This is a genomic window from Comamonas sp. (assembly GCF_036643215.1).
GTDB lineage: Bacteria > Pseudomonadota > Gammaproteobacteria > Burkholderiales > Burkholderiaceae_C > Comamonas.
This window is the reverse complement of the sequence record NZ_JAVXSJ010000052.1, coordinates 1-11,444: the sequence shown is the minus strand read 5'-3', so window position 1 is coordinate 11,444 and position 11,444 is coordinate 1. Positions and strand designations below refer to the sequence as shown.

Annotated in this window: 11 protein-coding genes and 1 pseudogene; 5 read left to right on the top strand and 7 right to left on the bottom strand. The window is 56.8% G+C overall.

What is annotated here, in order from left to right; translation table 11 throughout:
- The 3 genes and pseudogenes from RSF91_RS18855 to RSF91_RS18845 all read left to right on the top strand — a co-directional run.
- A pseudogene (locus RSF91_RS18855) lies at nucleotides 1-294 on the top strand (AmpG family muropeptide MFS transporter); the annotation flags it as partial.
- A gap of 144 nt (nucleotides 295-438) precedes the next feature.
- The gene (locus RSF91_RS18850) at nucleotides 439-1,170 is read left to right on the top strand and encodes a response regulator transcription factor (RefSeq protein ID WP_332569853.1); all 732 of its coding nucleotides are present in this window, start codon (nucleotides 439-441) and stop codon (nucleotides 1,168-1,170) included.
- Between the two features lie 32 nt (nucleotides 1,171-1,202).
- On the top strand, nucleotides 1,203-2,423 hold the full coding sequence (locus RSF91_RS18845; RefSeq protein WP_332569852.1) for a HAMP domain-containing sensor histidine kinase: 1,221 nt from the start codon (nucleotides 1,203-1,205) through the stop codon (nucleotides 2,421-2,423).
- Nucleotides 2,424-2,484: 61 nt separating this feature from the next.
- Here RSF91_RS18845 and RSF91_RS18840 read toward each other — a convergent pair whose 3' ends face one another.
- From RSF91_RS18840 to RSF91_RS18830, 3 genes are read right to left on the bottom strand one after another with little or no spacing between them, the layout of a single operon-like run.
- Nucleotides 2,485-3,822, bottom strand: a complete 1,338-nt coding sequence (locus tag RSF91_RS18840; protein ID WP_332569851.1) for a UDP-glucose dehydrogenase family protein — start codon at nucleotides 3,820-3,822, stop codon at nucleotides 2,485-2,487.
- The gene (locus RSF91_RS18835) at nucleotides 3,819-4,829 is read right to left on the bottom strand and encodes an NAD-dependent epimerase (protein ID WP_332569850.1); all 1,011 of its coding nucleotides are present in this window, start codon (nucleotides 4,827-4,829) and stop codon (nucleotides 3,819-3,821) included. The genes RSF91_RS18840 and RSF91_RS18835 overlap by 4 nt, the downstream gene beginning before the upstream one ends.
- On the bottom strand, nucleotides 4,826-6,238 hold the full coding sequence (locus RSF91_RS18830) for an ArnT family glycosyltransferase (protein WP_332569849.1): 1,413 nt from the start codon (nucleotides 6,236-6,238) through the stop codon (nucleotides 4,826-4,828). Before RSF91_RS18830 ends, RSF91_RS18835 begins: the two co-directional genes overlap by 4 nt.
- Nucleotides 6,239-6,476: 238 nt before the next feature.
- On the opposite strand from RSF91_RS18830, the gene RSF91_RS18825 reads away from it, so the two are divergent.
- Complete coding sequence (locus tag RSF91_RS18825) at nucleotides 6,477-7,493, top strand: glycosyltransferase family 2 protein (RefSeq protein WP_332569848.1); 1,017 nt, start codon at nucleotides 6,477-6,479, stop codon at nucleotides 7,491-7,493.
- Between the two features lie 32 nt (nucleotides 7,494-7,525).
- A complete protein-coding gene (locus tag RSF91_RS18820; protein ID WP_442878896.1) occupies nucleotides 7,526-8,425 on the top strand; it encodes a lysylphosphatidylglycerol synthase transmembrane domain-containing protein in 900 nt (299 codons plus the stop codon).
- On the opposite strand, the gene RSF91_RS18815 is transcribed toward RSF91_RS18820, so the two are convergent.
- From RSF91_RS18815 to RSF91_RS18800, 4 genes are all read right to left on the bottom strand, one after another.
- Nucleotides 8,416-9,768: an O-antigen ligase family protein gene (locus tag RSF91_RS18815; RefSeq protein WP_332569846.1), complete on the bottom strand. Its 1,353-nt coding sequence runs from the start codon at nucleotides 9,766-9,768 to the stop codon at nucleotides 8,416-8,418. The genes RSF91_RS18820 and RSF91_RS18815 overlap by 10 nt on opposite strands.
- 58 nt (nucleotides 9,769-9,826) lie before the next feature.
- Nucleotides 9,827-10,615, bottom strand: a complete 789-nt coding sequence (locus RSF91_RS18810; RefSeq protein ID WP_332569854.1) for a glycosyltransferase family 2 protein — start codon at nucleotides 10,613-10,615, stop codon at nucleotides 9,827-9,829.
- Between the two features lie 72 nt (nucleotides 10,616-10,687).
- A complete protein-coding gene (locus tag RSF91_RS18805; protein WP_169106568.1) occupies nucleotides 10,688-10,897 on the bottom strand; it encodes a zinc-finger domain-containing protein in 210 nt (69 codons plus the stop codon).
- Nucleotides 10,898-10,971: 74 nt separating this feature from the next.
- Nucleotides 10,972-11,444: aminotransferase class IV (locus RSF91_RS18800; RefSeq protein WP_332569845.1), on the bottom strand; the 473-nt coding region annotated here is incomplete at its 5' end.

The following is an 11,444-nucleotide window of genomic DNA, read 5'->3' as shown; positions in this document are numbered from 1 at the left end:
GATGTATCGGCACTGGTCTGGGTGGTCAGTGCAGACAACCTGGCGGGTGGTATTGCCTCGGCGGCCTTCATCGCTTATCTCTCGGGCCTGACCAATGTGCAGTACTCGGCTACGCAATACGCGCTGTTCAGCTCCATGATGCTGTTGGCGCCCAAGTGGCTGGCTGGCTACTCTGGCGTGTTTGTCGATGCTTTTGGTTACGAGGCGTTCTTCCACACCACGGCGCTGATGGGATTCCCTGTGCTGCTGCTGATCTATCTGGCATCCAGGGTAAAAATGGGCTCTAGCGCTTGATGAATAAGCGCTGATAGCTATTGTTTTTGTGGCGCAAAGGCGGTTTACCCAACTTTACGCGCCAGACAAGAGCAGATCACCTGCGTGTTGCAGCATGGGGCCTTGAAGAAAAATTAAGGCGCGAGCATGACTACACTGCCCCCTATGAGCACGCACCAACTTCTGATGATTGAGGACGACGTTCGCCTGGCGCAAATGGTGAGCGACTATCTAGGCAATAACGGCCTGGAAGTGACCCATAAGGCCGACGGCAAAAGCGGTCTGGACCAGCTGCAGCCAGCAGATGGCGGGTCGACGGAGCAGCCGGATCTGGTGATTCTGGATCTGATGCTGCCTGACATGGACGGCCTCGAAGTTTGTCGCCGCATCCGTTCCATGCCCGGCGCAGCCGCTCAGGTTCCCGTACTGATGCTGACCGCCAAGGGCGACCCCATGGACCGCATCATCGGCCTGGAACTTGGCGCTGATGACTACCTGCCCAAACCCTTTGAGCCGCGCGAGCTGCTGGCCCGCATTCGCGCCATCTTGCGCCGCAAAGGAAGCGAAAGTCAGGCCGCACCATCGACCGCTGTCATGCGCTTTGGCGCCCTTGAAATTGACCGCGATGCACGTACTGTTGCCGTCGGTGAGCAGGTGGCCGACCTCACCTCCTACCAGTTCGACCTGCTGGTAGCGCTGGCCGAACGCGCAGGCCGCGTGCTGACGCGTGACCAGATCATGGAAGCCGTGCGCGGCCGTGAGCTGGAAGCCTTTGACCGCTCCATCGACGTGCACATGGGGCGCATTCGTGCCGCGATTGAAGCGGACCCCAAGGCCCCCAAACGCATTCTGACGGTGCGCGGTGTGGGCTATGTCTTCGCTAAACAGCAGGATTGATTTTCGGTGCCCGTGATGATGGAAATGTCCCAATGAAGCTGCTGCATGTTTTCTCTCAGCGCCTGTACCTGCGCATCTGGCTGGCCGTTGTGATCGGGGTGGCCGTGCTGACGCTATGCGTGGCATGGGCCTGGAATATCGCCGAAGAGCAGCGTGTGCAAAACAGTGCTGCGGCTCCATCACGTGAAATGGCGGTGCGTGGCCCTGATGGTGATGTGCTGATTGAAGGACGTGGCAATCGCATCTCCGGCTCGCCAGTAGATGGCGTGCGCTTTGAAATTGCCGCCAAAGATGGGCAAACCTATGAGCTGTGGATGGCCCCACGCGAATGGCGCGACGGCCGCCCGCCACCGCGTGATGGTGCGGTCGCGTTCTGGCTGCGCCCGCCCTTTGGCTTTTTATGGATGCTGGGGCTGGTGGGCGTTGCCGTGATCGTGGGCGTGTTCCCTATCATTCGCCGCTTGCTCAAGCGCCTTGAAAACCTGCAGCGCGGCGTGAAGCGTTTTGGTGAGGGTGACCTATCGGTGCGCGTGCCCGAGCTCGGCCATGATGAAGTGGCGGATCTGGCTCACCAATTCAACGCGGCAGCCGAGCGCATCGAAACTTTGATGACATCGCACAAGTCCTTGCTGGCCAACGCTTCGCACGAGCTGCGCTCGCCGCTGACGCGTATCCGCATGGGACTGGAGTTCATGGGCAATGACCCGGCCAGCGCTCGTGCCAAGGTCGAAATTCAGCGCAATATCACCGAGCTGGATCAACTGGTCGATGAGATCTTGCTGGCCAGCCGACTGGACTCCAGCGAAGTGGATGTGGGGACGGTGGAGTGCGTCGATTTGATCGGCCTTTGCGCCGAGGAGTGCGCGCGCATTGATGCGGATCTGGACATGCAAGCGGACGGCCCGCTGGAGGTGCAAGGCATTGCCAAACTGCTGCGCCGCGCAGTGCGCAATCTGCTGGAAAACGCCCGCCGTTACAGCGCTGGTGAGATCACGCTGTCGCTCGCCAAGCAGGGCAATATGGCGCTGATTTGTGTCGCAGATCACGGACCTGGCGTACCCGAGGCGCAGCGTGAGCGCATCTTCGAGAAGTTTTACCGTTTGCCCGGTGCCAGTGAGCGATCTGGCGGCGTGGGTCTGGGTCTGTCGTTGGTACGCTCGATTGCAGAGCGCCACGGCGGCACGGTGCGCTGTGAAGATCGACAGGATGGCGGTAAAGGCGCAAGCTTTGTGATTTCGCTGCCGCTGGTTTGAGTGGATGGCCCAGTAAAAAGCCCCGCAGGTTTTGGCCTGAGGGGCTTTTTACTGGAGGCTCTCAGCGCGGCAGTTGCACGGGGCGGCCAATGGAGACATAGCCCAGGCCATGGCTGGCTGGCAAAGATGGCTCAAACAGGTTGCGGCCATCAAAGATCATCTTGTCAGTCAGAGTCTGTGCCAGTAGGCTGAAGTCAGGTGCGCGGAAGATCTGCCACTCCGTCACGATGGTCAGGCAGTCTGCTCCCTGTACGGCAGAGAGCGGGCTGTCGACCAGTTGCAGGTCGGCGCGTTCGCCGTAAATGCGGCGTGCTTCCTTCATGGCCACGGGGTCATAAGCCTGAACCTTGGCCCCTGCGGCCCACAGCGACTCCAGCAGGTTACGGCTGGGGGCTTCGCGCATGTCATCGGTGTTGGGCTTGAAGGCCAGGCCCCAGACGGCAATGGTCTTTCCCTTGAGGTCGCCGTTGTAGAAGGCGCTAATGCGCTCAAACAGCACGTTGCGCTGGGCCTTGTTGCGGTCCTCTACGGCGTTGAGCAGCAGGGGCTCGAACTCTACTTCCTTGGCAGTGTGGATGAGTGCTTTCACATCCTTGGGAAAGCAGCTGCCGCCATAGCCCACGCCGGGGTAGATGAAGTGGTAGCCAATGCGTGGATCGCTGCCAATGCCTCGGCGTACGGCTTCTACATCGGCACCCAGGCGCTCGGCCAGGTTGGCGATCTCGTTCATGAAACTGATCTTGGTCGCCAGCATGGCATTGGCTGCGTACTTGGTCAGCTCAGCGCTCTTCACATCCATCATCACGATTTTGTCGTGATTGCGGTTGAAAGGTGCATACAGCTCGCGCAGCTTGGCTTCAGATGCAGGGTTGCTGGTGCCAATGATGATGCGGTCCGGGCGCTGGCAGTCTCCCACCGCAGCCCCTTCCTTGAGAAATTCGGGGTTGGAAACAACATCAAACGTGTAGGGCACATCGCGTTGCGCAAGGCCTTCAGCGATGACGGCGGTGACCTTATCGGCAGTGCCCACGGGCACGGTTGATTTGTTGATGACGATGCGCGGGCCGTCCATGTATTGGGCAATGGTGCGGGCCACGGTCAGCACATATTGCAGGTCAGCGCTGCCATCTTCATCGGGTGGCGTGCCCACGGCCAGAAATATCAGTTCACTATGCGCCACGCCTTCTGCGGCATTGGTGGTGAACTGCAGGCGACCGAGCTGCTGATTGTTGATGACCAGGGCATCCAGACCTGGTTCATGAATGGGGATCTGTCCTGCCTTGAGGGCGGCGACTTTTTTCTCATCCACATCCACGCACAGAACCTGATGACCGACATCGGCCAGCACGGCTCCTTGTACGAGACCTACATAGCCGGTACCAAAAACAGTAACTTTCATACGCGATAAAAGGAGCGGTACCAGTCCACAAAACGCTGCACGCCGGTATTGATGGGCATGGCCGGTGAGAAGCCAATCCAGGACTGCAGGGCACGGGTGTCAGCCGATGTACTGTGCATATCGCCGGGCTGAATAGGCAGCATTTGCTTGTGGGCGGTGGTTTGCAGGGCACCCTCCAGTGCGGCGATGTAGTCCATCAGCACGGTGGGGGAGTTGTTGCCAATATTGAAGATGCGATATGGCGCAGTGCTGGTGCCGGGGTTGGGCCGCTTGCTGTCATAGCTGGCGTCCGCAGTGGCCGGTTTGTCCAGAACACGCATGATGCCTTCGACGATGTCGTCGATATAGGTGAAGTCGCGCACCAGCTTGCCGTCACCGTAGACATCAATGGTCTCGCCCGCCAGAATGGCCTTGGTGAATTTGAACAAAGCCATGTCAGGGCGGCCCCAAGGGCCATAGACCGTGAAAAAGCGCAGGCCTGTGGTGGGAATCCCGTACAGGTGCGAATAGGTGTGAGCCATCAGCTCATTGGCCTTTTTGGTGGCCGCGTAGTAGCTGATGGGGTGATCCACGGCATCGCTTTCGGAAAACGGCATCTTGGTATTGCCGCCATAGACGCTGGAGCTGCTGGCATAGACCAGATGCTCGACCTTGTGCTTGCGGCAGCCCTGCAAGATATTGCCAAAGCCCAGCAGATTGGAGTCTGTGTAGTCGTCAGGCTGGTCGATGGAGTAGCGTACGCCAGCTTGTGCAGCCAGGTGGAGAACCTTGCGGGGGGTGACTTCTGTAAACAGGTCGGCCATGCCTTGGCGATCAGCAACATCCAGCTCTACAAACCGGAAGTTGACATGGTGGCGCAGCTCATCCAAGCGGGCGTGCTTGAGCGTCACATCGTAGTAGTTGTTGAGGTTGTCGATGCCGACGACGGACACGCCTTGCTCAAGCAGTCGCTTGGCGCAATGCATACCGATAAAGCCGGCACAGCCGGTGATCAGAACGCGATTCATGGGGCAATCCAGAGATATTGGTACTGCGCAGGCGTTGCGCTGGCTGGCATTTTTTCGAAACGAATGGTCAGCGTTTGAGGGGAGGTTTTAGCCTGCGTGGTAAAGATTCCATCCCACCAGCCGGGAACCGGCTTGTCGGCACGGGTAATCAGAAGTAGTCCGTCAGCAGCGTCAGCCTTGGCTTGAGACAGGCATTGCTGCAGCTGTGCGCCATCCGGGCAGCCAAGTGCATAGCTTTGAGGGAATTGCGAATGCAGCATGGCGGCGATCATGTGGTCAGAGCCAACGATCACGCCATTGCCGGTGTAGCCAGCGCTGCGCAATTGCCGCGCCAGTTCCTTGACGGGGTGGTTCAGCTCATCAGGATCATTCTTGAGGCTGCCTTGCCAGGGGCGTAACGTTGCCATGGTCAGAAAGATCAGCGCAAAGACAATGACGAAGTTGGTGAACATACGTCCCACACCTGACTCCAGCAAAGCAGGGCGCCACACATACAGGGCCATGGGGGCGATGGCGGTTAGTGGCAGCATCCAGCGTTGTTTGAAGTCGGTGACATCAGCCGTGATCACCATGGCTAGCAGGCAAACGGCAACGATGAGCAGATAGCGCTGCAGCAGCGGTTTGACCCAGATGCGTGAAGGCACTAAGACAGTCGCTTGAGGTGCAGGGGTCCAGAGCTTGGAGCGATAGCTGACTAATACCGCAACCAGCCACAGGCCGAGGGTAGAGAGCAAGGCCTTGAGCAGATTTCCCAGACCGTTGAGGTGCGATGCCTCGGTCGAGATGGACATTTTCTGTACAGTTTCGGCCGTTGCCATTCCCCAGTGCGAAGCTAGCCACAAGGCATGGGGTGCAAAGATCAGTGCTCCTACCAGCGGAGCCAGCCACCAGCCTTTGGCAAAAATGGCCGAGCGAACCTGCGCCACCGTCATCGATGCCACAAACAAGGCGCCGATCAGCATGGCGTAGCTGTATTTGGAGAGCATGCCCAGCCCGCAGAACAGGCCAATCAATACAAAATTGATTGCTTGCGGTCTTTGTACTTGACGCAGTACGGCGAACCACAGGCCCATGGTCATGGCTGTGACCATTACTGTGTGAGTCTGGTCACGCAGGGAATCCCAGCCGAAGGGGGGCATCAGCAGCAGGCCTGCTGCAACCCACCATGCGCCTTTGTCAGTGAGGATTTTTCGGCCTGCCAGCCATGCCAGACAGTAGGTCAGTGCAATCAGCGAGTGCTTGAGTAAAGCCAGAGCCAGAACTGAGGGGCCGAAGAGCTGACAGATCGCCCACTGCATCCATGTATAGAGCGGCGGCTGGGAGCCGTAGCCCAGCTGCAGGTGCTGGGCCCAGAGAATTTGTTCAGACTCGTCCCATTTCATGCCCGCAGAAATAGTGATACGCGACACGATATGCGCACAGACCATAAGCGCGAGCCATACCCATGGCTTGGAATAAAGTGTTTGCTGCCAGTCTTTGGAAAAAGAGGGCGTAGAGCTTGATTCCATTGATTTTTGCAGGTGAGCAAATTATGGAGTTTGTGCACCAACTTTTGCGATTGGCTTTGCAGGTCAAGCAATGCGTTTTGCGAAAATGGCACCTAGGGCATTAAGTTAGTATAGGTGACTGTTATTCAAAATCATTGACATGAAGTCTGTGCACGATTCCAGTCCTGAGGTCTCCATCGTTGTACCTATTTATAACGAGTTCGATAATCTGCCCAATCTGGTGGCCCGCATTGACGAGGCCATGCGCACCCAGCCGCTGAGCTATGAACTGATCGCGGTGGACGATGGGTCAACGGACGGGAGTGCCAAGCGTCTGCGCGAGCTGGCTGAGCAGAACCCTTGGGTGCGAGTCGTGTGTCTGGTGCGTAACTACGGTCAGTCCAGCGCCCTGCAAGCAGGCTTTGATCGTGTGCGTGGTCGCTATGTGGTGACGCTAGATGCGGATTTACAGAACGAGCCCGGCGATATTCCGCTGCTGCTGGAGCGTCTGGAAAATGAACCTGATCTGGACATGATTTCAGGCTGGCGCAAGAACCGTAAGGATAAGGCGTTGTCGCGTCGCTTGCCATCGGTGTTGGCCAATCGCCTGATCTCCAAGCTCACGAATGTGCAGTTGCATGATTACGGCTGCGCCCTCAAAGCATATCGCCGTGAGATCATTGACCGTATTCGCCTGTATGGCGAGATGCACCGCTTCATCCCCTCTCTGGCCCGCGATGCCGGTGCTCGTATTGCTGAAGTTCCCGTGCGCCATCATGCGCGTACCCATGGGGTGTCCAAGTACGGGATTGATCGCACCTTCCGTGTGATTCTGGATCTGATCTTTATCGTCTTCTTCATGCGCTTTCGTCAGCGCCCCCTGCACGCCTTTGGTGGCATGGGGCTGTGGATGGCAACACCCGGCGTTTTCATTCTGCTGTGGCTGCTGGTACAGAAGCTTATGGGCGAATCCATTGGCGGGCGCCCGCTGCTGATGGTAGGGGTCATGTTGGTGTTGATGGGTATGCAGTTCATCGCCGCCGGCCTGATTGGTGAGCTGCTGACACGTATTTATTACGAGTCTGGTAGTGGCTTGCAGTACTACGCCAAGGACTATGGCGTAGTGGAGCACAAGCTCGAAGAAAAAACGACCAAAGCAGAACCTGCTGCATTGTGAGCAAGACGCGTAAAGCGCTGGTTCGTGCCTTGATGGGCACGGCTTTGCTGGGGGCAGTCATTTACTTTGCAAACCCCCGGCAGCTTTTTGCGCAGCTGCAACAAGCCAACCCGTGGTGGCTGCTGACGGGCTTTGTGGTTGCTATCTCTTCCAATGTCGTATCGGCTTGGCGTTGGCGTGCCATGGCGCAATGGCTTGGGGCAGAGATGTCTGTGGCATCTGGCATGCGCTGGTATTTTCAGGCGATTGGCTTGAATGTACTACTGCCCGGTGCCGTGGTCGGTGGCGATGTCTATCGCGCAATCGCGCTCCAGAAAACGGGGCAGGCTAAGGCAGCGAGCAATCTGTCAGTCATTCTGGATCGCATCAGTGGCTTGTGGATGCTTTGCGCCATTGGCGGTTTTGGCGCGTTCGCTTGCGCTCCTACCTTGGCAGCGTGGGTGCACATGAATGAGGCCGTATTCAGCGCCTTGCTGCTGGCAATCACTGTGCTATGGGTGCTGTTTCCCTGCGTGCTGTTACTGGGGTTGCGCCATGGCTGGCTCAAGCTGCCTGGCACTTGGCTGGATCCTATTCGCGTGGCAGCCAGCAGTCCTGACTTTATGCTCCAGCTGTTAGTTCAGGCCGCTTCATCAGCGGTGGTGCAACTTTTTTCTGCGGCTGCTCTGGCTTGTGGTGCTATTGCTCTGGGTGTTCAGTTGCCGCTAGTCGTGTGGACCTTTGCGATTACCCCAGTATTTTTGATGGCTGCATTGCCTGTCAGTGTGGGCGGCTGGGGCACCCGCGAAGCCGCCGCTGTGGCGGCTTTAGCTCCGTTTGGGGTGTCTGCTGTTCTGGCTGTGGGTGTGGGGCTGCTTTATGGCGTGTTCGCACTGGGCCAGGGCGCTTTGGGCGCGCTGGCGTTTGGCTTACCCAGCAAGAGTCAAGACTGAGGTGCGGGTGCTGCTTGGGATTCAAGCCTGCAAATACCACCCCAGAGCACAGCAAGACTAAAGATATAGAACATGTTGCCGCTGTTGTGCGCGAAGAAGACCTGGGTCCAGCCAAATCCAAAGTAGGCCAGAGGCAGCAGCGTTGCAGCAGCTCGCAGGGCCAGCAGCTTTGGGCGCTGTTCAGCATTGACACGTGCTATGCGGCTTTGTGTAGGCCAGAAGATGGCTGCGGGTACCGTATAAAACAACAGCAGCAAGATCAGGCCCAGTAGTCCGCGCTTGACCCACATATCCAGAATTTCATTGTGCGCATGCCCATACTCCATCACAGAGGGGTGAGCGAGGCCTTGATCCACCATTTGCTGCTTGGCAGCCGGGTAGCCTGCCAGGCCCCAGCCGGTTAGGGGGCGTTGTTCGATCAAATGAATGGCAAGTCGCCATTGCTCCAGTCGCTGGCCGACAGAGGTGACTGCATATTTTTGAGGATCTTGTAGGTATTGCGAAATCTCCTGCGCTGCTTCGCTGCTGCGCTGCTCAAGCTTTTGGTAGGCTGGCACAGCCACGATCAAGCCAAGAATGAGCATGCCCCCTGCAGCCATACTGGCCAGACGCTTATAGCCATTGAGCCAAGCCATCAACCAGATAGCGGCAATCAGCAATGGGATAACAACCCAGGAACCGCGGGAATCTGAAAGAAAGGATGCGTAAATGCCGCATGCTCCAAGCAAACCCAAGGCCACTGCTTGACGCTTGCTCCGGCCGCCCAGCAAGGCCAGTGCCAAAGTGGCAAAACCCAGATACATGGCAATGCCACCATATTGGATGGCATTCGTAAATCCGGAAACTCTTGGCATCTTTAAGACGCCCGCTTGATAAGCGGCAATCGTGAGAGCGCCGGTAGATCCCAAAGCGATACCCCAGACGATTGCGGAGAGCCGGACTCCCGTTTTGCTCAGATACCAGAGGCTGAGAGCAGCCAAGCCATATTTCGCACCGTATGCCCAACCTGCCGCTGAGAGCCAGCGGTCCAATGACAGACTCCATAGCAAGCCCATGGTCACAAGCATCCCAACTAGAACCAGAGTATCCCGTTGTGTTGGCTTTTTTGAGCGAACGGCAAAGCAGCCAATTAGCGTGAAAAGTGCGAGAGCTGTGGAACCGTAGGAGTAGCCGGACGGCACGCAAAGGCTTAGGGCAAAGAATGCAAAGCAGGCGGCATCCAGTGTATAGGGGAGAGCCAAGGCGAGCTTGCTTGGTGGTCGCGTGACTTGCGTGTGCAAATTCATGGTTTGTAAATAAGTGCTGCTGTTAGATAAATTTGCTTTGAATAGCAAACTAGTCATGCTTCAGGCAGGGGACTTGGTGCTTTTGCATTTCTACAAAAACACTAGTTTTTGAGCATCAGCTTCTTTTGAGATCTGTGGGGTAGTTTTTGTCATATCCCAGAGCTGCATATCTGAAGAATGCCTCTAGTGCGACGAATAGACAGTATAGGAAGCCAGCACCCCCGCAGAGAAAGCCTAAATGGAAAAAATACAGGCGAATAAACATGGAAGAGCCCGATGCTAGGCCGCGAATTACCCCACCTTTTTTTCCTGCGCGTTTAGCCGCACCCAGCATGGAGTACTGGGTCAATTTTTGTAGGCTATCGAGTACGGTCTCTCTTGAATGATGAAGCAAGGGCGCCGAAATTTTCTTACGCGGCATTTTGGAGTCAGTTAACTGAGCTTCTTCGTGCACGATTCCCTTGAATTCGCGCACGGTGCGACGAACAAAGAGGCGTTCAACCAAAGATGTTGAACGCAGATACTTCAGTTCATGACCAAAAGCCACCATACGCCAGCGAATCTTCCATACAGCCTGCTGATTGCTCGAAACAATGGCTTGCAGTTCTTGCTGAAATTCAGGGCCGATGATTTCATCGGCATCGAGGAAGAATATGTAGTCACCAGTGGCGTGTTGAAGCAGACGATTTCGCTGTATGGCAAAGCCTTGCCAGCTTGGGTAAATAAAAGTCTCTGCTCCACAATGACGTGCAATTTCCACAGTGCTATCGGAACTGCCGCTATCTACAACTATTAGCTGATCTGCAAACTTGGCACTTTCCAGGCAGGCTCGGATTCTGTGAGCCTCATTGAGTGCCAGTACGCCTATGGTTAGTGTGGGACGTTGTTCTGTGTGAGTGGACAAGAGGTGTTCCTCGCAATGCGCCAAAAGGAAATGCCGCTTGATGCGGCATTTATTGTTCAGCACGGGTGTGCTTCAATGCCCGCCCGCAAACACCTCGCCCGCCTTCAGGCGGTAAACGGTGCCGCAGTAGGGGCACTTGGCTTCGCCGGTCTTGGCGACATCCAGATAGACCTTGGGGTGGCTGTTCCACAGCTTCATATCGGCTTTGGGGCTGGGGCAGAACACGCCTCCTTGGGCGTTCAGGTCTTTGGCGGCCAGTTCGACGACGGCGTTCGTGGTCATTTCTCGTATCTTTCTCGTGATTTTCAATGATGCCTATCCCTGACACTGGCGACGCCACTCAGGGATAGCGATTGTCACACCTTGGTGAGCCAGTGTGCGTATTGGGGGTTGCGGCCGTTGACGATGTCAAAGTAGGCCGTTTGAATCTTTTCGGTAATCGGGCCGCGTTGACCGGCGCCGATCTGGATGCGGTCCACCTCGCGGATGGGCGTCACTTCAGCTGCGGTGCCGGTGAAGAACAACTCATCCGCGATATACAGCTCGTCGCGGGTGATGCGCTTTTGTACCACTTCCAGACCCAGGTCCTTGCAGATATGGAGCACGGTGTTGCGGGTGATGCCGTTGAGTGCGCCGGCCGACAGGTCAGGGGTGTAGAGCACGCCATCCTTGATCACAAAGATGTTCTCGCCCGAGCCTTCGGACACAAAGCCAGATGCATCCAGCAGGATGGCTTCGTCGTAGCCATCGTCTAGTGCCTCGGTGTTGGCCAGGATGGAGTTGGTGTAGTTGCTCACCGCCTTGGCCTGGCTCATGGTGATGTTCACAT

Excerpts from the sequence above, each read along its gene's own strand:
- RSF91_RS18850 (WP_332569853.1), top strand. The coding sequence starts at position 439 with ATGAGCACGCACCAACTTCTGATGATTGAGGACGACGTTCGCCTGGCG.
- RSF91_RS18845 (WP_332569852.1), top strand. The coding sequence starts at position 1,203 with ATGAAGCTGCTGCATGTTTTCTCTCAGCGCCTGTACCTGCGCATCTGG.
- RSF91_RS18840 (WP_332569851.1), bottom strand. The coding sequence starts at position 3,822 with ATGAAAGTTACTGTTTTTGGTACCGGCTATGTAGGTCTCGTACAAGGA.
- RSF91_RS18835 (WP_332569850.1), bottom strand. The coding sequence starts at position 4,829 with ATGAATCGCGTTCTGATCACCGGCTGTGCCGGCTTTATCGGTATGCAT.
- RSF91_RS18825 (WP_332569848.1), top strand. The coding sequence starts at position 6,477 with ATGAAGTCTGTGCACGATTCCAGTCCTGAGGTCTCCATCGTTGTACCT.
- RSF91_RS18820 (WP_442878896.1), top strand. The coding sequence starts at position 7,526 with ATGGGCACGGCTTTGCTGGGGGCAGTCATTTACTTTGCAAACCCCCGG.
- RSF91_RS18815 (WP_332569846.1), bottom strand. The coding sequence starts at position 9,768 with ATGACTAGTTTGCTATTCAAAGCAAATTTATCTAACAGCAGCACTTAT.
- RSF91_RS18805 (WP_169106568.1), bottom strand. The coding sequence starts at position 10,897 with ATGACCACGAACGCCGTCGTCGAACTGGCCGCCAAAGACCTGAACGCC.